The organism is Micromonospora sp. NPDC000207 (assembly GCF_040300925.1).
Taxonomy (GTDB): Bacteria; Actinomycetota; Actinomycetes; order Mycobacteriales; family Micromonosporaceae; genus Micromonospora.
Genome location: NZ_JBEPEQ010000047.1, coordinates 17,364 through 42,512, shown reverse-complemented (window position 1 = coordinate 42,512; position 25,149 = coordinate 17,364). Strand labels below are relative to the sequence as shown.

Genomic DNA, 25,149 nt, shown 5'->3' with positions numbered 1-25,149 from the left:
GCCGGGCCGGGGTCTTCTCCCCCGGTTCGGGTCCCCGCACCGGAGCGGGCGGGCGCACCGCGATCGGGACGGTGGCCGTCCGGCCCCGGTCCGCCGCCGGGCCGGGGGTGGACGGCGCCTGACCCAGCAGGAGGGCCCGCTGGGTCACCGGCACCGGGAACGCCCCGGTCGTCGGGTCGGGAGCACCGTCGTCACCGGCGGCCACGGCGAACCGGGCCGGTGCGAGTTCCGCCCGGCGGCGGGTCTCGACGGGCATCCGGGCCAGCAGGGCACCGAGGACCGGCAGGACGTCGTGGCCGGGCGGTTCACCGGGTACGCCGACGAAGATCCGCACCCGGCCGAACATCCACCGGTGTGCCCGGACGACGTGCGCGCCGGTCTCCTGTCGTGGGGAACGCACCCACAGACCCGAGGCGGTCACCTCGGCCACCCACTGCTCGTTGAGCCGGAACACGTAGTCGTCAAGGGCGGAGTAGGTGTCGAGTCCGCGCACCGGTCCGGCCGGTCGGGCCGGGCCGGTCGGCGCGACGGTCAGGGCGGTCCCGAGGGGCTCCCAGACGGCACCCGAGTGGTCGATCACCAGGCTGGTCTCCCGCCCGTCGGGCGTCAGCGCAGGCAGACCGGTCCGGACCTGCACCGGCTGCCCGGCCTCCCGGGCCAGCACCGAGGCGGCGGCGACCATCGCGGTGGCCGACCCGTACGGGGCCAGCACCAGGTCCCGCCGGAGCCGTTCCGGGAGCCGGCGCAGCAGCGCGCTGAGGGCGTCCTCGGTCGGCTCCGGGTGACCCGGTCGACCGATCACCAGCACCGGCCGGTCGACGTCCATCGGGATGCCGTAGGCCGGGTCGTCGAGGTCCGGCATCGACGCGCCGGGGCGGGCCGGGAAGGCCCAGATCCCGGCCGGTACGGGAACCAGGACCATCTCGTCGGCCCCGGACCGACCGGCGGCGCAGAGCCCGTCCAGGTCGCTCTCCCAGGCCGGCTGCGGTGAGCGGCGCCCGACCTCGGCCGTCTCGCCGTCGGGGGTGTGGCGCAGCCAGCCGTCCACGGCGAACATCGAGCCGCCGGGGATCAGCATCAGATCCGCGCGGGGGGCGTCGAGGGTCGCCGTCAGCTCCCGGGCGAGCCGACCGGTCAGGTCCCGTCCGGCCGCGTGGGGCACGGCGACGCGGGCCCGGCTGCCCGGCGGCACCGCGATGGGCAGGACCGTCTCCACGACCGACCAGTCGTCGCGGGCGTCGATGGGGCTCAGGACCGTCACGAGCTGTGGCTCGACCGGCAGGGTCGCCGCCATCTCGGCGACGGCACCGCTCGGGTCGTCGCCGACGACGGCGATGTGGTCGCCCAGCCAGTTCAGCGCGGAGCCGAGCCGACGGAACCGACCGGTGTCGGCTTGCCAGCCCGGGGTCGTGCCTGCCCCCGGTCCTACCGGCTCGCCCGCCGGGGCATTGTCGTTGCGGGCCCGGCGTCGGTGCTCACGAGTCATACCCCGTACAACGGTCACGATCCGAGCCGCGTTCACCGTTCGGTCGCCCAAGAATGATCATTTTCACGGGGTCCGAAATCACGCGATCGACCGGTCACCGTGGGTGCTGCGGCGGGCCTGGCCTAAGCTTCCCGCCGTGGCGAAGTACTACGATGTACACCCGGACAATCCGCAGGCCCGGACCATCGGTCAGGTCGCCGACCTGATCCGGCGCGACGGGCTGGTCGTCTACCCGACCGACTCGTGCTTCGCGCTCGGCTGCCGGCCTGGCAACAAGGACGGCCTGGACCGGATCCGGGAGATCCGCCACCTCGACAGCAGCCACCACTTCACCCTCGTCTGCCGTGACTTCGCCCAGCTCGGGCAGTTCGTCCACCTGGGCAACGCGGTGTTCCGTGCGGTGAAGGCGGCCACCCCCGGCAGCTACACCTTCATCCTCCCCGCCACCAGAGAGGTGCCGCGCCGACTGCTGCACCCCAAGAAGAAGACCGTCGGGGTCCGCATCCCGGCGCACCCGGTGGTGCAGGCGCTCCTGGACGAACTTGGCGAACCGCTGCTGTCGAGCACCCTGCTCCTGCCCGGCGACGAGGAGCCGATGACGCAGGGGTGGGAGATCAAGGAACGCCTCGACCACGCGGTGGACGCGGTGGTCGACGCCGGGGACTGCGGCACCGAACCGACCACCGTGGTGGACTTCTCCGACGACGAGCCGCAGGTCCTGCGGGTCGGTGCCGGCGACCCGGAGCGCTTCGCCTGACGTCGACGGCCCGCGGCGGCGTGCCGGAGCGCTTCACCTGACGTCAACGGCCCGCGGCGGCGTGCCGGACCAGACGGCGGGCCTCCCCGGCCGGTGTCCCGGTGGCCCGGAGCAGGTCGTTGGCGATGGTGCGCAGCTGGGACACCACGATGGTGCCGGAGAAGCCGATCTCCTGTCGGCACGCCGCCCCGGCCTCCCGTACCGCCCGCAGCACCCGCTCGCGGGCCCCCACCGGCTCCTGTCCGGCGAGGAACTCCCGGTGCAGCAGCCGGACGGCCTCCCCGAAGTGCTCGACCGCCGCCGGCAGGTCGGGCGGCACCGGTTCGTCGTCGCGCAGGGTGGTCTGGATCCGGCGGACCAGGGTCCGACTGTTGCGGAACGCCCGGTCCATGTGACCCACCCCCTCCCGGTACGCGGCCAGGGTCCGGCGGCGACGCCAGCGCACCGGCGACAGGCGTACCACCTCCTCGGCGGCGTTCACCACCTCGGCGAGCCGACGCAGTTCCGGTTCGCTGGCCCGCATCCGCGTCAACACCTGCTCGACCATCGTCGCGTCGGCGCGGGCCAGGGCCTCGGCCGAGGCGGTCATCTCCCGGGCGAACAGGTCGAGCGCGTGGTCGGCGACCCGGCGTACCGTCCGCAACGGGTTCAGGGGGACGAGGACCAGCACCACGAAGAGTCCGATCCCCCCGCCGACCAGGGCGTTCATCGTCCGGGGAAGTTCCGGGCCGGGCGCGGCCGGGGTGAGCGTGGCGATCAGCACGGCGGTACCGCCGGCCTGGGTGGTCAACGCCCCGGTGCCCCGGACCAGGGTGGCCAGCGCGATGGCGGCGAAGACGATCACCCCGAGCTGCCACGGCCCGGTGCCCACGAGGAAGACCAGCAGGTCCCCCACGGCGATGCCGAGCACCACGCCGACGACCAGCTCCACGGTCCGGCGGGTCCGGTTGCCCAGGGCGGCGGCGATGACACCGACGGCGGCGGCCGGGGCGAACGTCGGCTCCGGGTTGCCCAACACCTGAGCGGCGATCACCCAGGCCAGGGTGGCGGCGGCACCGGCCTGGACGGCGACGATGAGGTACGTCTGCAACCGCCGGTAGCCGTCCCGGCCGACGGACCGGACCCGGTCGCCCAGCCGGTTCGTCGCCGTCACCGTCTCCGCCCTGGTCGCCATGGGCGGGGATACCCGCCGGGCAGGCCGGGGAACCCGGCACTCGCACTGCTGCGCCGACGGGCTCAGACGGGATGGGCCATGGCGGTGGCCAGCGCCACCGTCCCGGGCAGCCTGGTGTCCTGCCGCAGGAACTGCACCACCAGGGGCACCGACGAGCGCAGGACACAACCGTACGGCCGGTCGAGCCGGACCGCCTCCGGGTCGATCAGGTCGTTGATCCGTACGTGTCGGATCCGGCGGGCACCCACCCGGATCCGGTACGGGCCGACCGGCTCGGCGTCCTCGTAGTAGATCTCCAGGCTCACCTCGGCCTCGGCGTCGGCCGCGTTGAGCAGGCAGACCTGGTCGAAGCCGGTGAACTGGGGTTCGGGTCCGTTGCTGGGGAACGGGAGGTGACCGCCGGGCACCACCCAGGTCCGCGCGCCGAGATCGGCCATCACGCCTCCTCCAGCAGGGTGGCCAGGTCGGGGCTGAGGAACACCCCGTCCGGGTCGAGCCGCCGACGCAGTCGCTGGAAGTCGTCCCACCGGGGATAGAGCGGACGCAGCTCCCGGGCGGTCAGCCAGTGCTTCTTGCCCCAGTGCGGTCGGCCGCCGTACTGCCTGAAGACCGCCTCCATGTCCCGGAAGTAGTCCTCGTGCGGCAGGTCGACGTTCTGCAGGCAGGCGATCGTCATGGTGGCCCGGCCGTAGGCGTTGCTCAGCCAGATGTCGTCGGCGGCGATCGTCCGGACCAGGACCCGCCAGCCGACCACCCGCCGGTGCCGTTGCATGATCCGTCGACGGACCTCGGCGAAGCAGGCCGCGAAGGCCTCGGCGGGCAGCATGTACTCGATCTCCTCGAACCGCAGGTCCCGGCTGCGGGGGATGGTGTGGTGGGTCGGTCCCACCTCGACGTCGCGCAGCCGGTCGTCGGCCTGGGTCTGCGTCAGGTACCAGCCCCGCCGGTCCGTCCCCTCCTCGTCGGCCCGGTTCATGGTCCGGACCTGCGTCTGGTCGCTGCGCGGATACCAGTAGAAGTCCATGTTCCGGTTGGTGTGCTGAAGTTCGGCCAGGTGGTCGAGGGTCCAGGACAGCGGCGCACACCAGGCCCGACGACGCAGCTCGTACCGGGGTTGGACGTCCAGGGTGACCTGGGTGATCACGCCCAACGCGCCGAGCGAGAGCCGGACCGCCGGCAGCAGGTCGGGGTTGTCGTCGCGCCCGATGTCCAACGTCTGCCCGGTGCCGGTGACCAGCCGCAGGCCGACCAGTTGGGTGGCGAGGTTACCGAACCGGACACCCGTGCCGTGGGTTCCCGTGGCGGTCGCCCCGGCGATCGACTGGTAGTCGACGTCGCCGAGGTTGTCCATCGCCAGGCCCGCGTCGTAGAGCCCCTCCCCCAGCGCCTTCAACTTCGTACCGGCCCAGGCGGTGGCGAGGTCCCCGTCGTCGGAGATCACCCCGGCCATCCGGTCCAGGTTGAGCAGGATCCCGTCGGTACGCACCAGCGGGCTCGACGAGTGTCCCGACCCGACCGGCCGGATGGTCCGGCCCGTCTCCCGGGCCCGTGACACCAGCGCCCGGACCTCGTCCTCGTCGGCCGCCTCGACGTACTCGGCCGGGGTGAACGACAGGCTGCGGGACCAGTTCACGAACGGTCGGGTCACCTCGTGTCCTTCCTCGCCCGGCGCTGCGGCGGTCTACCCCGGCAGGCCCCCGGTATGCGCCCGGGAGGTCGTCGTCACCACCGCACCGGGTGTCCACCCGGTTTCCGGCTTCCCCGGGCGGGGAAGGGTGGTAACGCCCCGGACCGCCGTTGACCTGGGCGGACAGGGGATCCGACGAGCAGGGGAGTTCATGCCGAACCACGACGTTGCCCCGCCCGCCCCGGTGACCGCGCCCGAGGCCGGCTTCCCACCCATCGACTCGTACGCCTTCCTCTCCGACACCCACACCGCCGCCCTCGTCGCACCGGACGGCGCCGTCGAGTGGTTCTGCGTACCCCGCTTCGACGGAGACGCGGTCTTCGCCCGGCTGCTCGACCGTGACGTCGGCGGGTTCTTCTCGCTGACGGTGACCGGGTCGCCGCCGCCGCAGCGCCGGTACCTGCCCGACACCCTCGTCCTGGAGAGCCGCTACCCCGGACCGGACGGGACCGCCCTGGTCCGGGACTTCCTCGCCGTCTCCCCCGGTGACCCGGAACAGCCGATCCACGCCGGGAAGGTCCTCGTCCGGCAGGTCCGGGTGGAGCGGGGTTCGGTACGGCTGGCCGCCCGACTCACCCCCCGCCCCGCCTACGGGGCCCGGTCGACCGGGTGGCGGCAGGCCGACGGACGCTGGTACGCCACCGACGCGCCGCTGTGGCTCACCGGGGACGTCCCGTTCGACGTCGACGGCGGATCGTTGCACGCCGAGATCGAGCTCACCGAGGGGCGGACCGCCACGTTCCTGCTCGGCTACCGCGACGAACCGGCGGAGGCCGCGCAGACCGGGGCCGACCCGACGGTCGAGGACACGCAACGGATGTTCGACCAGACCTGCGCGACCTGGCGGGAGTGGTCCGACCGCAGCGACTACACCGGGTTCGCCGCCGAGGCGGTCCGGCGCAGCGCCCTGGTGCTGCGGGGGTTGTCCTTCGACGAGACCGGGGCGTTGATCGCCGCGCCCACCACCTCCCTGCCGGAGGAGATCGGTGGGGTCCGCAACTGGGACTACCGCTACACCTGGCACCGGGACTCGGCGCTGCTGCTGCTGTCGCTGTTCCGGCTCGGCCACGCCGAGGAGGGCCGCCGCTACCTCCGTTTCCTGCTTGAGATCTGCTCCGGTGAGCAGGAGCTGCTCGCCCCGCTGATCGGCATCGACGGGACCACCGACGAGGAGACGGAGCTGGAGCACCTCGGCGGGTACGCCGGATCCCGACCCGTACGCGTCGGCAACGGGGCCGCCGGGCAGATCCAGTTCGACACGTACGGGCACATCCTGGACGCGGCCCTGGCCTACCACCAGCTCACCGGGGAGCTGACCGGCGACCAGTGGCGGTTGCTGCGACGGCACGTGGAGATCCTGGCCGCGCGGTGGCAGGAGCCCGACCACGGGATCTGGGAGATCCGGGGCCCGGTCCGGCACCACGTCAACTCGAAGGTGATGAGCTGGGTGTGCCTGGACCGGGGCATCCGCCTCGCCGAACTCCTCGGCGACGACACCGCCCCGGTGCAGCAGTGGCGCGAGGCCCGCGACGAGCTGCACGCCGAGGTCCTCGACCGCGGCTACGACCGGGAGGTGGGCGGATTCGTCATCGCCTACGACCTGCCCGAGCCGGACGCCTCACTGCTGCGGATGCCGCTCGTCGGGTTCCTGCCCGCCGACGACCCCCGGATGCTGTCCACCATCGAGTTCATCCAGCGGGAGCTGGCCGTCGCCCCGGCCCTGATCCGTCGCTACACCGCCGACGACGGACTGCCCGGTGAGGAGGGGGCGTTCCTGCTCTGCTCCTTCGAGTTGGTCTCCGCGCTCGCCCTGGCCGGTCGGCGGGAGGAGGCCGGCAAGCTCTTCGACCAGCTCACCGAGCTCTCCGGACCGCTCGGCCTGTACTCCGAGGAGATGGCCCCGGACGGGACGGCGCTGGGCAACTACCCGCAGGCCTTCACCCACCTGGCCCTGATCGAGGCCGCCCTGAACCTGGACGTGGCTGGTGACCGGGACGCCCTGCACGACTGGGCCGAACGCTCGGAGGCACCCCCGCAGTGAACCGGGCCGGTGCCGCGACCCCACCCCGGACGGGGTCGGTCGCGGCACCGGACGGTCGGTTAGAATTTCCGCCGGCGCAGACCTGCGCGACGAGCACGGGACCGAGGGAGAGCACGATGGTGCCGGGGGACGACGACATCTCGGGGTGATCCGCCCCGCCGCCCGGCCCGTGCCGGGGCGGCCTGTCTCGTCATGAGTCCGCCACCCGACCGGGGCACCGGTCCGTGCCCCGGATCCCGTCCGGAAAGCGTCTCGCCGATGTCCGAGAACTGCATCGTCTGTACGAACCTGTCCTTCTCCTGGCCGGACGGCACCTCGGTGCTCACCGACCTGTCCTTCACGGTGCCCGCCGGGCGTACCGGTCTGGTCGCGCCGAACGGGGCCGGCAAGACCACACTGCTCCGGCTGATCGCCGGTGAACTCACACCGACCGCCGGTGCGGTGACGGTCGACGGGGTGCTCGCCTACCTGCCCCAGAACCTGCCGCTCACCGGTGACCTGACCGTCGCCCGGGTGCTCGGGATCGACGCGACCCTCACCGCCCTGCGGGCCATCGAGGCCGGTGACCCGGCCGAGGAACACTTCACCGCCGTCGGCGACGACTGGAACGTCGAGGAGCGCAGCCGCGCCGAACTCGACCGGCTCGGCCTGGGCGACGTCACGCTGGACCGCCGCCTGCACACCCTCAGCGGCGGGCAGGTCGTCTCCCTCGGGCTGGCCGCGCAGTTCCTCGCCCGGCCCGACGTGCTGCTGCTCGACGAGCCCACGAACAACCTCGACGCCGACGCCCGGCAGCGCCTGCACGCGGTGCTGGCGGAGTGGCCCGGCTGCCTGCTCCTGGTCAGCCACGACCGGGAGCTGTTGGACCGGATGGACCGGATCGCCGAACTCGACAGGGGTGGGGTCCGCCTCTTCGGCGGGAACTTCACCGCCTACCAGGAGGCCACCCACCTGGCCCAGGAGGCGGCGCTGCGGTCGGTGCGCAGCGCCGAGCAGGAGGTCCGGCGGGAGAAGCGGGAGATGCAGCAGGCCCGGGAACGGGCCGACCGGCGGGCGGGCAACGCCGCCCGCAACCTCGGCGACGCCGGGCTGGCCCGGATCGTCGCCGGTGGCCTCAAGCGCAGAGCCCAGGAGTCGGCCGGGCGGGCCCAGCAGGCACACGCCGACCGGGTCGGGGACGCCCGGTCCCGCCTGGACGAGGCGAGCCGGGCGCTGCGTGAGGACCAGACGTTGAGCCTGGAGCTGCCGGACACCCTGGTCCCCGCCGGGCGGACAGTGGTGACCGCCGAACGGGTGCAGGTCCACCACGGCGACCGGGCGGTCTTCGCCACCGGCGGCGTCGACCTCGACGTACGGGGGCCGGAGCGGATCGCCCTCGTCGGCCCCAACGGGGCGGGCAAGTCCACCCTCCTGCGCCTGTTGCACGGGGACCTCACCCCCGACGAGGGGCGGGTAGGCCGGGCCGACGGGCGGGTGGCGTACCTGTCGCAGCGGCTGGACCTGCTCGCCCCGGAGCGGACCGTCGCCGAGAACCTGGCCGGGTACGCCCCGGACCGGCCCCAGTCCGAACGGTTGACCCTGCTGGCCCGGTTCCTGTTCCGGGGTGCCCGTGCCCACCTGCCGGTCGACGCCCTCTCCGGCGGTGAGCTGCTGCGCGCCACCCTCGCCTGTGTCCTGTACGCCCAACCGGCCCCGCACCTGCTGCTGCTCGACGAGCCGACGAACAACCTCGACCTGACCAGCGTGGGCCAACTGGTCGGCGCGCTCGACGCGTACCGGGGGGCGTTCGTGGTGGTCAGCCACGACCAGCGGTTCCTCGCCGACATCGGGGTCCGGCGGTGGCTCCGGCTCGACGACGCCGGGCTCCGGGAGATCCCGCCACCCGGACGGGACTGACCCGCGCCGTCCGCCCCCGTCGACCGGCCCACCCGGGCGGCGGGTGGTGGGCGGTCGCCGACCCGACACCGACCAGGCGATCATGGCCGTTACCATCCTGGCGTGCCGACAGCGACCGGGCCGGACGGCCGGCGGAACCTGCTCGACGTCCTCCTCGACGCCGCCGACCGAAACCCCGACCAGGTGATCGTCCACGTCCGGGAGGACGGCACCGAACGTACCGTCGGTTTCCGGGAGCTGCGCGACGAGTCGTTGCGGGTGGCCGGTGGGCTCCGGGCGGCCGGGACCGCCCCGGGGACCCCGGCGCTGATCCTCGCCGACGCCGGGGACGACTTCCAGCCGCTGTTCTGGGGTGCCCTCGCCGCCGGGCTGGTCCCGGTTCCGATGCCGCCCGAGCCGCACCGGGTCCGGGCGGTCCGGGACCTCCTGACCGACGCGGTGGTGCTGACCGACGACGCCACCACCGCCGCCGAGGGGGTTCCCGGCCCGGTGCTGCGCCTGTCCGCGCTGCGGACCGGCACTCCCCTGGACGACCTGCCCGACCCCGCCCCCGACGAGGTGGCGTTCCTCCAGTTCTCCTCGGGAAGCACCGGAACCCCCCGAGGGGTGGAGCTGACCCACGCCAACGTCCTGGCCAACCTGGAGCAGGCCCGGCTGGCCAGCGGGTGCGGCCCGGACGACGTGATCGTCACCTGGATGCCGTTCTTCCACGACATGGGGCTGATCGGCACCCACCTCACCCCGCTCGCCGTCGGGTTCAAACAGGTCCGCGTCCCCCCGCTGGCCTTCGCCAAGCGTCCCGCCCTGTGGTTCACCACCGCCGACAGGCACCGGGCGACGATGCTGTCGGCGGCGAACTTCGCCCTGGCCCTGGCGGTACGACGGGTGCCGTCGGCGACCCTGGCCGGGCTCGACCTGAGCACTGTGCGGTGTGCCGTCGTCGGGGCCGAACCGATCTCACCGGCGGTGTGGCGGTCGTTCGTGGCGCACACCCGACCGGCGGGGCTCGACCCGGCCGCCCTGCGCCCGGTCTACGGGTTGGCCGAGGCGACCCTCGCGGTGACCTTCCCCCCGCCGGGTGAGGTGGCAGTCCCACTGGTCCTGGACCGGGACGCCCTCAGCCGGGGACGGGCCGAACCGACCGATCCCGGGCCGCACGCCGTCGAGCTGATGGACGTGGGTCACCCGGTGCCCGGCTGCACCGTCCGGATCGTCGACGACAACGGGCGGCCGGTGGGCGAGCACCGGGTGGGCCAGATCGAGGTACGCGGCCCGAACGTGGCCCGGGGCTACCACCTGGCACCCCAGGCCACCCGGGACACCTTCTCCGACGGCTGGCTGCGCACCGGCGACCTGGGTTTCCTGCGCGACGGGCGGCTCTGCGTCACCGGGCGGGCCAAGGACGTCGTCTTCGTCAACGGCCGGACCTTCCACGCCTCCGACCTGGAGCGGGTGGCCGCCGCCACCCCCGGGCTGCCGGGTGAGGTGACGGTGGTGGTCGGCTGCACCGACCCGGACACCGGTGGGGAACGGATCGTGGTGTTCGTCCCGTGGGCCCGACCACCGGCCGGGGCGGTCGCCGCCCTCGACGCGGTCCGGGCCCGGGTCGCGGAGGCCTCCGGACACGACGAGGTAATGGTGTTGCCGCTGCCCCCGGGGGCCTTCGCCCGGACGACCAGCGGAAAGCTGCGGCGGCGGCGGATGCGCGACAGGTACCTGGCCGGGGATTTCGCCGACCGGGAACGGCTGTGGTGCCCACCCCGGACCGTCCCCCCTGTCGAAGCCGACGACACCCGACCGTCCGTCGGCGACCCCACCCGGATGCCCCGCCGGGAACTTGAGGACGTCATCAGGGGGGTGTGGGCCCGGGTCCTGGGACGGCCCGCCGCCGCCATCGGCCCGGACGACAGGTTCCTGGCCATCGGCGGGTCGTCGCTGAAGGCGATGGAGGTGCTCGCCGGGTTGGAGGACGCCCTGGGCGCCGCAGTCGACCCCGCGGACCTACGGGACTGCCCCACCGTCCCGGCTCTTGCCGACCGGCTCGCCGCCGGGACGGCCACCCACCCCACCCGGTCGGTGCCGGTCGTCGCCGGTGACCCCCGGGACACCACCGTGGCGGTGATCGGGATGGCCTGCCGGTTCCCCGGTGCCGACACCCCGGAGGAGTTCTGGCGGCACCTGGTCGACGGCGTCGACGACGTCGGTCCGGTGCCCCGCCATCGGTGGACCCCGCAGGGGGACGTCAGCCGGTGGGGGTCCTTCCTCGACGACCCGATGCTCTTCGACGCCGGGTTCTTCGGTCTCACCGACACCGAGGCCCGCCTCACCGACCCGCACGCCCGACTGTTCCTGGAGGTCGGGTACGAGGCCCTGGAACGCGCCGGGTACGCCGGTCCCCGCCGCCACGGCCGTCGCGTCGGCGTCTTCGCCGCCGTCGGCGAGAGCGCGTACCCGGAGCTCCTGGCCGGGCAGGGACCGGTCACCGGGGCGGGCGCGTTGACGGGGAACCTCCGCAACCTCGTACCGGCCCGGTTGGCACAGGCCCTGGACCTGACCGGACCGGCGGTGGCGGTGGACACCGCCTGCTCCTCCGCTCTGGTCGCCCTGCACCTGGCCGCCCGGAGCCTGGCCGACGGCGAGTGCGACGTCGCTGTGGTCGGCGGGATCAACCTCAACCTCACCGAGACCGGGTACCGGCTCCTCGACGCCGCCGAGGCGCTCTCCCCCACCGGGCGGTGCCGGGCCTTCGACGCCGCCGCCGACGGGTTCGTCCCCGGTGAGGGCGGTGCCGCCCTGGTGCTGCGCCGGACCGCCGACGCACGGGCCGCCGGGGACCCGGTACTGGCCCTGGTGGCAGGCACCGCCGTGGGCAACGACGGCCGGTCGCTGAGCCTGCTCGCACCGAACCCGAACCGGCAGTGGGAGGTGATCGCGCGGGCGTACCGGGACGCCGGGGCGGACCCGGCGTCGGTCTCCTACGTGGAGGCCCACGGCACCGGCACCGGCATCGGCGACCCGGTCGAGGTCCGGTCACTGGCGGCGGCGTTCCCCCCACCCGCCGACGGGGTACCGCGCCGGTTGGGGTCGGTCAAGACCAACCTGGGGCACCTGCTCAACGCGGCCGGGATGCCCGCCCTGGTGAAGGTGGTCCTCGCGCTCCGACACCGGCACCTGCCCCCGTCGCTGCACCACACCCGGCCCTCGTCCCGGTTCGACCTCGACGCTGCCGGTTTCACAGTGGTCACCGAGGCCCACCCGTGGACCGCACCCGGTCCGCTGGTCGCCGGGGTGAACGGGTTCGGGTTCGGCGGCACCAACGCCCACGCCGTCCTCCGGGAGGCACCGGCCGCCCCACCGGTCCCCGACGCCGGTGGGGCGGGATGCCACCTGGCCACCGTCAGCGCCCACTCGGCGTCCGCGCTGCGACGGGCGGCCCGGGACCTCGCCGGGCACCTGCGCGCCCACCCCGACCTCACCGAGGCCGACGTCTGCGCCAGCGCCGGTACGGCCCGCGACGACGGCCCGTACCGGCTGTCGGTGGTCGCCGCCGGGGACCTGGCCGACCGGTTGGACGACGCCGCGTCGACAGTCGTCGGTACGGCGGTCGGCCGCCGACCCCGGATCGTGCTGCTCTTCCCCGACGACGGCACCGCGGTCCCGGCGACCCTCGTCCGGGACCTGCACGACAGCCAGCCCGTCTTCCGGGATCTCCTGGTCGCCGCCGACGCTGCCGCCGGTCCGGTGGCGGGGCACCCGCTGCTCTCCTGGTGCCTGGGGACCACACCGTCCGGGGCGGACCCCGACCGGCGGGTGGCCGGGGCGGTCGCTGTCGCTGTCGGACTCGCCCTGGCCGGTCAGCTCGCCGCCTGGGGGGTCCGGCCCGACGCGGTCCTCGGGTACGGCCCCGGGGCGCTGGCCGCCGCCGCCACGGGTGGGGACCTGACCCCCGCCGAGGCGGTCCGGCACGCGGTGGCCCGGTCCGGCGAGGCACCGGACGAGGCGGGGTTCCGGTCGGCGCTGCACCGGCACCTCACCGACGGGCACGACACCCTGGTGCCACTCTGGACGGTGGACCGCCTCGGCGACCTGCTGGACGAGTCGGTGGCCCCCGCCGACCCGGTACGGGTGGTGACGGTGCTCGCCCCGGCAGGGTCGGACACCGGCTCTGGGGGGTCGGACACCGGCTCGAACGGTCACCCCGGCACCCGCCTGCTGTTGGCGGCGCTCGGGCGGCTCTGGGTGGCGGGATGCCCCCTGGACCGGGTCGCCCTGCACGGCCCCCGGCGGCGGGTCCCCGTCCCCACGTACCCGTTCCAGCGTCGGTCGTACGGGCCACCCGGGACCGCCGTACCCCTGCACGTGGTGGTGTGGGAGGACGCCCCGGAGAGCACCGGGGACCTGCCGACCCGGGTCCGGCTGAGGGGCCCCGGGGTCAGCGGTGCGGTCGCCACCGGGCTCGCCGACGCCCTCACCGCCCACGGCGTCGAGGTGCAGGTCGTCCCGACGGGGTCGGGACCTGTCGACGACGCCGAGCCCCCGCAGGTGACGGTCCTGCTCGCCGGGGCGTCGGTGGACCCGCCGGACCTGGCCGGTTTCGACGCCGCCGTGGCCGCCCAGGTGGACGCCTTCCGTGACCTGCTCGACGCCCCACCCGGTCGGGTCCTGGTGGTCACCGAGGACGTGCAGGTCACCGGGGCGACGGACCGGCCCCGACCGATCCAGGCGGTGCTGACCGGGTTGACCGCCGCCCTGGGCGACGAACGTCCCGGCCTGCTCACCCGGACCGTCGACCTGGCCGGCGGGGACGACGTGGCGGTCCGGGTCCGGTCCCTGTGCCGGGAACTGTCGGATCTCACTGTCGACGGGGTCGAGGCCACCACCGGCCCGGCCGCCGGGATCGGGGTGGCCTGGCGGGCCGGCCGTCGAGTGGTCCGGCACCTGGTCCCGGCCCCCGACGACAGCGACAACGACAACGACGGCGACGGCGCACCCGCCGCCGGGGCGGGGGTCCACGTGATCGTCGGAGGCGGGGGCGGAATCGGGGCGGAGCTGGCCCGTACCCTCGCCGGTCGGGGCGCGCCCACAGTGGTCCTCGTCGGACGGTCGAACCGGGCACCGGAGGGCCTGTTGGCCGAGCTGGCGGCGTCGGGGGCGACGGCGTCGTACCACACATGTGACGTGACGGTCCCGGACGACGTCGACCGGCTCCTGCGTGCCCTACCCCGGGTGGACATCGTCTACCAGGCCGCCGGGGTCGTCCGGCTCGGCACCCTGGCCGGCAAGTCCACCAGGGACGTCCTCGCCGTCCTGGCCCCGAAGGTCCGGGGCAGCCACCTGCTGGCCGAGGCGATGCACCGGTACGGACACCAGCGGGCGGCACTGGTCGGGTTCTCCTCGGTCAGCGCGGTCCTGCCCGGCCTGGCCGGTGCGATGGGCGACTACGCGGCGGCCAACGCCTTCCTCGACGCCTTCGCCGCCGCGCACCGGGCCGCCGGTCGGCCCTTCCAGGCGGTCGGGTTCGCGGCGGTCGGCGGTACGGGGATGGCGGCGCGGGCCGGTGTCGGGACGGCCGTCGGGTCGACAGGTCCCGCCCCGATGGACGTCCACGCGGCGGTGCGGGCCCTGGACGCGGCCCGCCGGGTCGACGCCGCCCACCTGGTCGTCGCGGACCTCCACCCCGGACCGCCCCCGCCCCGGACCGCCTCGAAAGGCGGCGGGACCTTCCGAACGGGACCGGCCGGAGTGCCCCAGACCCCGAGCCCGACCCCGGCCCCGACCCCGGCTTCGACCTCGACCTCGACCCCGACCCCGGCTTCGACCTCGACCCCGACCTCGGCTTCGGCTTCGGCTTCGACCTCGGCGGACATCGTCGCCGGGGCGACCGGGGCGGTCCCGGACGTCGGGGAGCTGGCGGATTTGCTGCGCCGACTCCTCGCCGAACCGCTGCACCGCAGGCCCGACCAGATCGCCGACGACGTCTCGTTCCTCGCCCTCGGACTGGACTCCCTGGCCGCCGTCGACCTGGTCAAACGGCTTGAGGACGAGCTCGGTCGGGACCTGCCGGTCACCCTCTTCTTCGAGTACACCACAGTCGCCGGACTGGCCGCCCACCTCGCGGCCGACCCCGGCACCGGGAGACCGACACCCGCCTCGACCGGGTCACCGGCGGTAGCGGAACCCGTGCCCGTGTCGGCCGGTGCGCCGTTCCCGTTGACCACCGTCCAGCGGGCGTTCCACGTCAACGAGCGGCTGCACCCGGACGTCGCCAGCTACGCCTTCGTCAGGCAGACTGTCACCGGGCCCCTCGACCCGGAGCTGCTCGGTCGGGCCCTGGCCCGGCTCGCCGTCGACCATCCCATGCTCCGGGTCCGGTTCGTCCCCGACCCGTCCACCGGGACGCCCTGTCAGGTGGTGACGCCCCCACCGGCCGACCCGGCGGCCCCACCGGACTGGTTCCGGGTCCACCCCCGCACCGGCCCGCCGGTCGCCATCGAGGAACAGCTCTGCAACACCCCGATCGACCCGACCCGGGAACCACCGCTGCGGGCGGTCCTCGTCCCCGACGGCCCGAACCGGTCCCACCTGCTGCTGGTCCTGCACCACGCCGCCGGGGACGGGTTCAGCCTCAACCTGCTCGGTGAGGACCTGTGGGCCGGATACACCGCCCTGACCCGGGGCCGCCACCGGCCGTCACCGCCGTCCACCCCGGACTTCGGCGAGTACGCCCACCGCGTCCCGCCCCCCACCGAGGAGGACCTGGCGTACTGGCGGGACATCCTCACCGGCCCGGGGTGGACACTGCGGCTGCCGTACGACGGGGACCCGGGGGCGCTGCCCGCACCGCCGTACGCGTCGCACCTCGATGAGCTGGACGCGGACCTGGTGGCACGGTTGCGGGACCGGGCCGCCGACGCCGGGGTCTCCCTGTTCCACCTGCTCCTCGCCGGCTACGTCCGGTGCCTGGCTCGATGGAGCGGACAGCGGACGGTGCCGGTGAACGTGGCGCGGGCCGGTCGGGACGCCCGACTGCCCGGGATCGAACGGATCGTCGGCCCCTTCGCCGACACCCTTCCCCTCCTGGTCGACGTGGACCCGGCGGAGCCGGCCGGACACCTCGCCGACCGGATCCGCGAGTCGTGGTCAGCCGCGCAGCGCCGGGGCACGGTGTCCAGCCTCGACCTGGCCCGGCTGCTCGGCCATGGCGGCGGGAACGGCCCCCGTACCCCGAGTCCCGCCGGGTTCAGCTTCGCCAGGTTCCCGGTCACCACCGACCCCGACTGCCCGGTCACCGTCGTCCCGACGGCGGCCGGTTCGGCGTCGGCCGCCACCCGGCTCAGCCTCCTGTGCTGGGAGTCCGGGTCGACCCTGGGGCTGTCCTGGAACTTCCCGGTCCGGCTGTTCCGCAGGGAGACGGTGGCCCGCCTCGCCGCCGACCACCACCGGGTCCTCGTCGACCTGGCCACCGACGGCCCGGTGGCGAACCTCCCCCAACCCCGCCCGGTCGAGCACGCCGGGACGTCCGGGGAGTCCGACGGCGGGGACGTCACGGCCCGGATCCGTACCGTCTGTCGACGCACCCCGGACGCGGTGGCGGTGGACCACGACGGGGCGACGCTGACCTACCGGGACCTCGACGCCGCCGCCGACCGGGTGGCCGCGCACCTCACCACCACCCACGGGGTACGTCCCCGAGACCCTGTCGGCCTGCTGACCGCCCCCGGACCGGCGACTGTGGTCGGGGTGGTCGGGATCCTGCGTGCCGGGGCGGCCTGGGTGCCGTTGGACGCCGGACACCCCCCGGCCCGCCTCGACGACCACCTGCTCCGGGCCGGTGCCCGGGTGGTGCTGCACGACGACGAGTCCGCCCCCGTCGCGGCCCGCCTCGACACGGCGACCCGTCCGGTCCGGTTCGACGGGGAGACCGGTCCGGCCGGGTTCGACGGGGACGACGACAGCGCCCCGGTCGGGGTGGTGGTGTCCCCGCCCGCCCCGGAGGAGACCGCGTACGTGATCTTCACGTCCGGTTCGACGGGACGACCGAAGGGCGTACCAGTCACCCACGCGTCGTTGCGCAACTACCTCGACTGGGCGGTCACCACCTTCGGCTACCGCCCCGGGGACCGGCTGGCCCAGACCTCGTCGATCTGCTTCGACGCGTCGGTACGACAGCTCCTGGCCCCGCTGCTGGTCGGCGCGACGGTGGTCACCGTCGGGTGGTCCCTGCGCCGGGACCCCGAGGCGCTGCTGACCCGCCTGGAACGCGGCCGGGTCACGGTGTGGAGTTCGGTGCCCACCCTGTGGGAGCGGATCCTGCGGGCCGCCGAGGAGCGGACCGCCCGCGACGGGACACCCCCCGACCTGGGCGGGCTGCGCTGGGTCCACGTCGGCGGCGAGGAGCTGTCCCCGGTCCCGGTACGCCGCTGGTTCGACCTGTTCGGCGACGACTGCCGGATCACCAACCTGTACGGCCCCACCGAGGCCACCATCAACGCCACCTGGCACCTGATCGACAGCCGACCCGACGACACGGTGCGTCGGCTGCCGATCGGCAGCCCGGTCGGCGGGGCGCAGGTGCGCGTCGTCGACCCGGACGGGGCGATCTGTCCGCCCGGCGTCGCCGGTGAGCTCTACCTCGGCGGGGTCGGTCTCACCCCCGGCTACCTGGAGGAGCCGGAGCTGACCCGGGCCGCCTTCGTCCACCTCGACGGGGAGCGGTTCTACCGCAGTGGTGACCGGGGACGGGTCACCACCGACGGGGTCCTGGAGTTCCTCGGCCGCCTCGACGACCAGGTGAAGATCCACGGGTACCGGCTGGAACCGGGCGAGATCGAGGCGACCCTGCGGACCCACCCGGAGGTGGCCGGGGCGGTGGTGCTGCACCAGGCCGAGCCGCACCCCCGGCTGCACGCCTTCGTGGTGCCCGCCCCGCAGACCACCCCGACGGTGGCGGGGCTGCGGGCGTACCTGGGCGACAGGCTGCCGGAGCAGTTGGTCCCGGCCCGGCTGCACCTGGTGGACGACCTGCCGACGACCCCCACCGGCAAGGTCGACCGGGACCGCCTCCGGGCGTACGCCGGGTTCGGTCCGACCACCGCCCCCACCGGGGAGACCGCCACCGGCCGCACCGACGGCACCGGCACCGAGACGGCGGTGGCCCGGATCTGGGCCGACCTGCTCGGCCTGCCGGGCATCGGCAGGGACGAGGACTTCTTCGCCCTCGGCGGAGACTCCATCCTGGTTTTGGAGGTCTCCGCCCGGGTGCGGGAGCTGTTCCCGCACGCCCCGGGTCCGGCAGTCCTCTACCGGCACCGGACCCTGCGCACCCTGGCCGCCGCCGTCGACGCCGCCACCGTCGAGGCCAGGGCCGCCGAGGCCAGGGCCGCCGAGACCGATGCCGTCGCCGTCGATGCCGTCGAAACCGATGCCGTCGCCGTCGACGCACCGCAGACGCGCCGATCCGACCCGGGTCCGGGTTCCGGTGGTGGTGGCGACGCGGGGAACCCCGGTCCGCCGTACCCGGTGACCCCCACCCAACGGGGGTTCCTGCTCGCCGACGCCATCGACCCCGGGGCGGGGACCGCCTGGCTGGCCCGGCTGCGGCTGCGGGGCCGCCTCCGGCGTGACGTGTTCCAACGCGCCGTCGACCTCCTCGTCGCCCGGCACCCGATGCTGCGTACCGTCTTCCCCGCCGGGGTCCGTCCCCCGGTCCAGCAGGAGCTACCGGCGTCGCTGCGGCTCCCGGTCGGGTACGAGGTCCTCCCCCACCCCGACGCCCTGGCCACCCGGGTCGCCCGGGAACGCGACAGGGCGTTCGAACCGTGGGCCTGGCCGCTGCTGCGGCTGCGCCTGCTGGCCGTCTCCCCCGACGAGCACGTCCTCCTGGTCCACGCCCACCACCTCATCGGCGACGGATACAGCGCGGCCCTGCTCGGCCGGGAACTCCTCACCGCCTACCACCGGCTGAGCCTCGGGCGCGACGACGAACCGCCGCCGCTGCGTACCCACTTCCGGGAGTACGTGGCGCACCTGGCCCGCCGCGCCGCCGACCCGCCCGACCCGGCCGCCCACACCTGGTGGTCGCAGCGGTTCGGCACCCCGTACCGGGCTCCGGTGCTGCGGGCCGGGGAGCACCGGCACGACACGGCGACGGACGGCTCCGGTGGCCGGTCGGAACCCGCGCCCGGCAGCGGCGGCACGCCGGGCCGACAGCAGACCGCCCCGACTGTCGGCTTCACCCTCGACACCGGTGTGGTCACCGGCCTGCGTCGGCTGGCCGCCGAGGCGGGAACCACACTGCACGCCCCGGTCCTGACCGCGTACCACCGGGCGCTGACCCACCTGACCGGCCAGGACGACCTGGTCGTGGGTCTGGCCCTGACGGGTCGGGACCACGCCCTGCCGGACCTGCACCGGGTCTTCGGCCCCTGCGCGACGATGCTGCCGCTGCGGCTGCACGGCACCGGCGGGTTCGTCGAGCACCTCGCCGGGGTCACCGCCGAGGTCACCGCCGCCCGACGGTACGACGACCCGCCGTCGATCGCCGCGGCCGTCCCCGCCGCCGCCACCGGTGTGCCACTGGGCACCCAGTTCTTCTTCAGCTTCCTGGACTTCGACGCGCTCGGCGTCGCCGCACCACCGGCCGACGGCGGCCCGGACGACCCCCGACTCGACCTCGACGGGGACGACGGGACCGAGCTGGCCCCGCCGCCGCTGGGCACCGACCTGTTCCTCACCGCCCGGCCCGGACCGGACGGGCTCCGGGTCGTCCTGCGCGGGTCCCCCGGCGCCGTCACCCCGGCCGAGCTGGGTCGGATCGCCGACCGGCTCCGCGCCGACCTGACCACGGCAGCCGACCCGGCAGACGGCCGCCGGACGGCAGGCGACCGACAGACGGCAGGCGACCACCGGACGGCCGGGGTGACGGCGGGCGGACATCGACCCGGCACCCGGCTCGCCGCAGCCATCGTCGGATATCTGCCCCCGCCGGCGCAGCTGGCCGCGATCGCCGGACTGCCCGCCGACGGGCTGCCCCGGGAACACCTGCGCACCCTGCTCTTCCCCGACGGCCGTCCCCGGCTGCTGGAGGAGCTGGACACCCCGCTGGGCGGCTCCGGCTTCGTCTGCCTGCCCCGGTTCGCCGACGAACTGACCGCCGCCGGGGAACTGCTGGCCGCCGAGGCCGCCGAAGCCGTCGACCTGGCCGCCGGGCTCGGCGCGGACTGCGTGTCACTGGCCGGGATGATTCCCGCCCGCACCGGCTACGGGATCGGGGTGCTCCGGCGTACCCGCAGCGGGGTTGCGGTGACCACCGGCCACGCCGCCACAGTCGTCTCGGTGGCCCTGGCCGTGGAGGCCGCGGTGGCCGCGACCGGACGGCTACTCGCCGGACGGACCGTCGCGGTGGTCGGCCTCGGGTCGATCGGTTTCTCCGCACTGCGGCTGCTGCTGGCCCGCACCCAGGGTCCACCGGCGCGGCTGGTGCTCTGCGACGTGCCCGGTGCCGCGCCCCGACTGGCGGCGCACGCCGCCCGGCTGCGCGCCGACGGGTTCGCCGCGACGATCGAGGTGTGCCCCTCCACACCGGGGATCGCCGACGCCGGTTACCAGGCCGATCTGATCGTGGCGGCGACCAGCGCCGCCACCGAGCCGATCGACGTCGACAGGTTGCGCCCCGGGACGGTGGTGGTGGACGACTCGTTCCCCGCCGCGCTGGACACCGCTCGGGCGTTGGCCCGGATGCGGCAGCGACGCGACGTCCTGGTGGTCGGCGGCGGGCTGCTGCACGTCGGGGACACCCACAGCCACGTGCCGACGGACCTGCCCCCGGCGGCGGTCGCCGGGCACGCGAGCGCCCTCGCAGTGCCCGGCACCGTGGCCTCCTGCCGACTGGAGTCGCTGCTGTGGGCGGCCACCCCGGGCCTGCCGCTGGTGCACGGTCTGGTGGCCGAGGAGGCGGCCACGGCGTACGCGACGGCACTGGCCGGGGCCGGCGTCACCGCCGCGCCGCTGCACCTGGTGCACCACGTGATCGAGCCGGACCTGCCCGGGGCGCTACCCGGGTAGGCCGTTCGTCCAGCCCCGACGCGGCGATCGTCCGGCCTGGAACTGTCCGGTCGTCGCCAATCGTGATCATCCGATCAGGACAGTGTCTCCAGTCGGCTGTCCATCATGGTCATCTGCACCGCTATCGTGGGCGAGCGCTCGACGCCCGTCTTTCGAGGAATGCCCCCATGCGTGTGCTCGCCGTACCTGTTCAGATCGACGCGTTGTGGCTTCCCACCGAACGGAACGTCACCGGCCCCGCCGCCGACTTCAGCCGCCTGCCGTACGTGGACGCCACCACCGGACGCGACGTCAACCCGGATCAGCCGTACCTGAGCGACGCCCTGCTCCGGACCCCCTTCGAGGAGGGGTTCACGCTCCCGGCCGGCGTCCACCTCCACTGGTCGCTTCCGGACGCCCTGACCCGGGTGGTCCACGGCGAGGAGCCGCCCCGGGTCCCCGACCGGTGGCTGGTCACCCGTACCGCCCCGGACGGCGGCCGGACCCGGTGGGTGGTGGAGAGCGACGCCCTCACCGACACCGGCGACGCTGTCGGGTACCCGCTGTCGCCCGACGATCCCCCCGGCCCGACCGGTCGCCCCTACCGACGGCTGGGGCGCACCCTGCCCCTTGTCGAGTGGCCCGGCCCCGACACCGACCGGGTGGCCCGGCTGACCGCCCTCGGCCACGGGGAACCGACCTTCGCCGCCGGCTACCCCGACTCGTACAGCGTCTTCGGGTTCTTCGACCCCGACCACCCGACCCGACCCCCGGCCGGAACCCGCTACGACCTGCTCGGGTTCTACTCCCGTAGGGACTTCGACGAGCTGGCCAGGGTCCTGCGCGCCGACGACGTCGCCCCCTGGTCCGACCGGATCACCGACCGGCTCGGCTGGGCGACGCCCCCTGTCGACGGCACGCCCCCGCAGCGGATGGTCTGCGTCGGCCGGTTGACCTTCGACGAGCAGGGCGTCACCACGGCACCACCCGGAAACGAGGGGACCGGGGTCCGGCTCGCCGACACCGCCACCGAGGCCCTCGCCGGTCACCTCGGCGCGGTACTACCCGGTGTCACCCCCGACGAGATGGAACGGCTCCTGGAGGCGCTCGACCACGCCGACGAACTGGAAGCCGCCGCCCTGGACCTGCCGATCCGGCTCGCCGAGGCCCGACACACCACGGCGTTCACCCCGGTCCCCGCCGGTCTGCGCTGGACGGTCCGCCCACAGGACGCACCCCCGGACACCGACGCCGCCACGCTGGTCGCCGCCGCCCCCGAACGGGGCGGCACCACCGCCGCCCGGGAACGCGCCGACCTCCCCACCGAGCTGGGTGACCTGCTGGTCGCGCTCAACGAGACGCAGGCCGACCACGACCGGGCGCGCGCCGACGTCGACGGGGCACGCCGACGCCTCTTCGCCGACTGGCACCGCTACCTGATCTGTGCGTACCCCCCGCCGGAGGAGACGCACGACTACCCCGATCCGGACCTGGTCGCGCAGTACCTACGGCGGCAGATGGCCGACCTCGACGGGGCGGTCGCCGAGACCGGCGAGTTCCCGCCCACCGGACCGGGCGACACCCTGGCCCACCGGCTCCTGGCCGCCCGACGCGCCGTGGAACAGGTGGTGGACGCGGTCAACGCCACGGCCCCCGACGGGCTCGGATACCGGCTGCAGCACCTGCCCGAAGCGCCGTACTTCCTGCCGAACGAGCCGGTGGTGCTGGTCACCGGGGCGGCGGCCACCCCGTCGGACCGGTACGGCCGCGACGACGAGCACCCCGGCGGGGTCCTGCCGACCACCGCGCTGGAGCTGCCGGAGCCCACCGACCCGACGACCCTGGCCGAAGCCGGCGACCGGATCGAGGCCCACCTGGACACCCTCGGTGAACCGCATCCGGCGCTGCGCCGGTGGACCGGTCAGCCGTGGCACCCGGTCCTGCTGCACTGGGAGGTGGAGTTCTTCCCGGTCAGCGCCGGCACGAACCTCGGTCCACACGGGCGCGACTACGACCCCGGGTTCGTGGAGACCAACTACCGGCTGCACCCCGACGAGGTGGAGTTGACCCCCCGCCCCGGCAGGGCGGTCACCGACACGGCGGCCACCAGCTACACCGGGACGACGGTGCTCTCCTCCGCCGCCCGTCCGGTGCTCTCCACCCGGATCCTGCGGTACCTGGCGGGTGAGCCGTTGCGCCGCTACAACGAGGAACGCCGGGCCGCCGGAGCCGACCCGGTCAGCCCCGAGCAGACCCGGCTCGACCCCGACCCGCTGCTGCGCTGGTGTGCCGACCAGACCGACGACCCACGGGTACGCACCCTCGCCGCCGCGTACGCCCACCTGGCGACGTACGAGAGCAGCAACCTCGCGCAGAGCCTCGGCGGGTTCAACGACGCCCTGGTCATGCGTCGACTGACCCGCCAACTGCCGATCGCCGACCCGCTCGGGTTCCCCGGCGACCAGGAGCTGGCCGCGCAGGTCCGGGACCGGGTCGGGGACCAGAACCGGCAGGCACCGGTGCCGCTGGCCGACTTCAACCCGATCCGGGCCGGTCTGCTGCACCTGAACCGACTCCGCATCGTCGACAACTTCGGCGTCGGACACGACGTACCCGTCGACCGGCTCGCCGCCGCGACCCCGCTGCGCGACGACGAACGGCCGGGACGGGTGGCGATGCCGCCGCGACTGGCCGCTCCGGCCCGCCTGCGGCTGCTGTTGCTCGACGCCGACAACGACAAGCCGTGCAGCGGGCTGGTGGAATCCTCCCCGGTCTGCGGGTGGCTGCTCCCCGACGTCCTCGACGACGGGCTCCGGGTCCACGCCGCCTCCGGCGGGTGGCTCGGCACCCTCTATCCGACGTCCGACCCGCACCGGCCTGAGCTGGCGCTGTGGCAGGCGGCCCCGAGCACCGGGGTCCCCGCCGTCGAGGAGATCGACAACCCACGGCTGCGGGCCGTCGTCTCCCGACTACGCCAGTACGGTCCCACCCGCTTCGGTGAACTCCTCGGCGGCCTGGACGACGCGTTGGACGCGGTGGAGCCCGAAGGGGCCGACACCCACCTGCTCCGGGCCCGGCTGACCGGCCGCCCCGTCGCTGTGGTGCGACTCACCGTCGGGTTGGACCTGCTCGGCCCACCCCCGATCCACCAGGACTGGAACGTGTTCCGCGAGGATCTCGACCGGGCCGGTCGGGAGACGAACGACCTTCCCCTGGTCCGGTTCCCGGTCCGCATCGGGGAACACGGCCGGCTCGGCGACGGAGTGCTGGGCTTCTGGCGGCACCTGCCGGACGGCACCCTGGACGCCGACTACCACGACGTCCCGACGACAGCCGACGACCCGCCGTTGCGGCTGGCCTTCGGGCTGCCCGACGAGACCCTGACGGTCCTGCTCGAACCCGCCGGGGCGATCCACGCCACCACCGGAGTCCTGCCCACCGTCTCGGTCCGTCTCGACACCGCCCACCACCACGACGCGCTGGCCCGCCTGGAGACCGGTTTCCTGGTCGCCCCGGTGCTCACCGACGCCGCCGGGATCGGTCTCGCCCTGCCCAGCGAGTCGGGGCGACGCTGGACCTGGCGGGAACGCGACGCCACGGGCTGGACCGAGACCGACGACCCGCCCGGCCCGCAGGCCGGTTTCCCCACCGACCTGACCGCACGTGAGGGTTGGCTCGCCCTGCGCACCCCACCCGCACCCACCCGATGAGCCACCACCCGGGCCCTACCGCCGGATCGAGGAAGACACCGATGCCGCAGATCACCCTGCACCTCTCGTTGGAACAGACGAACACCGTCCTGGAGGCGCTCGGGCAACTGCCGTACGTCAGGGTGTTCGGTCTGATCGAGACGATCGGCCAGCAGGCCGGCGCGCAGCTCCAGCAGCCCGGCACCACCCCCGACGTGCCGCAGTCCCCGCCCGGGACGACCCCCACCGAGGTGACGGCGTGAGCGAGCGGGGCGAGCGAACCATCGTTGTCGGTACTCATGCCGACGCCGAGCGAAGCGAGGTGGCGGCGTGAGCGAGCAGGGCGAGCGAACCATCGTTGTCGGTACTCATGCCGA

The 25,149-nt window shown here is 74.5% G+C and carries 9 protein-coding genes and 1 pseudogene; 6 read left to right on the top strand and 4 right to left on the bottom strand.

Translation table 11 applies throughout. The annotated features are described in order from the left end of the window. Positions 1 to 1,486 (bottom strand): annotated as a pseudogene (locus tag ABT336_RS14060) (hypothetical protein); the annotation flags it as partial. Positions 1,487 to 1,622: 136 nt separating this feature from the next. On the opposite strand from ABT336_RS14060, the gene ABT336_RS14055 reads away from it, so the two are divergent. Further along, complete coding sequence (locus ABT336_RS14055; protein WP_350896968.1) at positions 1,623 to 2,243, top strand: L-threonylcarbamoyladenylate synthase; 621 nt, start codon at positions 1,623 to 1,625, stop codon at positions 2,241 to 2,243. A 43-nt stretch (positions 2,244 to 2,286) separates the two neighbouring features. Here the strand turns inward: ABT336_RS14055 and ABT336_RS14050 are convergent, their stop codons facing one another. From ABT336_RS14050 to ABT336_RS14040, 3 genes are all read right to left on the bottom strand, one after another. After that, on the bottom strand, positions 2,287 to 3,417 hold the full coding sequence (locus tag ABT336_RS14050) for an FUSC family protein (protein ID WP_350896966.1): 1,131 nt from the start codon (positions 3,415 to 3,417) through the stop codon (positions 2,287 to 2,289). A 62-nt stretch (positions 3,418 to 3,479) separates the two neighbouring features. After that, complete coding sequence (locus ABT336_RS14045; RefSeq protein WP_350896965.1) at positions 3,480 to 3,854, bottom strand: sensory rhodopsin transducer; 375 nt, start codon at positions 3,852 to 3,854, stop codon at positions 3,480 to 3,482. Next, positions 3,854 to 5,065 (bottom strand): D-arabinono-1,4-lactone oxidase, encoded by a 1,212-nt coding sequence (locus ABT336_RS14040; protein WP_350896963.1) that lies wholly within the window; start codon positions 5,063 to 5,065, stop codon positions 3,854 to 3,856. The genes ABT336_RS14045 and ABT336_RS14040 overlap by 1 nt, the downstream gene beginning before the upstream one ends. Positions 5,066 to 5,255: 190 nt before the next feature. Between ABT336_RS14040 and ABT336_RS14035 the strand changes: the two genes are divergently transcribed. From ABT336_RS14035 to ABT336_RS14015, 5 genes are all read left to right on the top strand, one after another. Continuing rightward, positions 5,256 to 7,145, top strand: coding sequence for a glycoside hydrolase family 15 protein (locus tag ABT336_RS14035; protein ID WP_350896962.1), 1,890 nt, complete (start codon positions 5,256 to 5,258; stop codon positions 7,143 to 7,145). Positions 7,146 to 7,403: 258 nt separating this feature from the next. Beyond that, the gene (locus ABT336_RS14030; protein WP_350896961.1) at positions 7,404 to 9,041 is read left to right on the top strand and encodes an ABC-F family ATP-binding cassette domain-containing protein; all 1,638 of its coding nucleotides are present in this window, start codon (positions 7,404 to 7,406) and stop codon (positions 9,039 to 9,041) included. Positions 9,042 to 9,143: 102 nt separating this feature from the next. Next, positions 9,144 to 21,104 carry a non-ribosomal peptide synthetase/type I polyketide synthase gene (locus ABT336_RS14025; RefSeq protein ID WP_350896960.1) on the top strand — a complete coding sequence of 3,987 codons (11,961 nt, stop codon included), beginning with the start codon at positions 9,144 to 9,146 and terminating at the stop codon, positions 21,102 to 21,104. A 167-nt stretch (positions 21,105 to 21,271) separates the two neighbouring features. After that, positions 21,272 to 24,793, top strand: coding sequence for a hypothetical protein (locus ABT336_RS14020; RefSeq protein ID WP_350896959.1), 3,522 nt, complete (start codon positions 21,272 to 21,274; stop codon positions 24,791 to 24,793). 41 nt (positions 24,794 to 24,834) lie between these two features. Beyond that, entirely contained in the window at positions 24,835 to 25,035 is a 201-nt protein-coding gene (locus tag ABT336_RS14015; protein WP_350896958.1) for a hypothetical protein, read from the top strand. The last annotated feature ends 114 nt before the right edge of the window (positions 25,036 to 25,149 follow it).

Coding starts and splice junctions, on each gene's coding strand:
- ABT336_RS14050 (WP_350896966.1), bottom strand. CDS start 3,417: ATGGCGACCAGGGCGGAGACGGTGACGGCGACGAACCGGCTGGGCGAC.
- ABT336_RS14045 (WP_350896965.1), bottom strand. CDS start 3,854: ATGGCCGATCTCGGCGCGCGGACCTGGGTGGTGCCCGGCGGTCACCTC.
- ABT336_RS14035 (WP_350896962.1), top strand. CDS start 5,256: ATGCCGAACCACGACGTTGCCCCGCCCGCCCCGGTGACCGCGCCCGAG.
- ABT336_RS14030 (WP_350896961.1), top strand. CDS start 7,404: ATGTCCGAGAACTGCATCGTCTGTACGAACCTGTCCTTCTCCTGGCCG.
- ABT336_RS14020 (WP_350896959.1), top strand. CDS start 21,272: ATGCGTGTGCTCGCCGTACCTGTTCAGATCGACGCGTTGTGGCTTCCC.
- ABT336_RS14015 (WP_350896958.1), top strand. CDS start 24,835: ATGCCGCAGATCACCCTGCACCTCTCGTTGGAACAGACGAACACCGTC.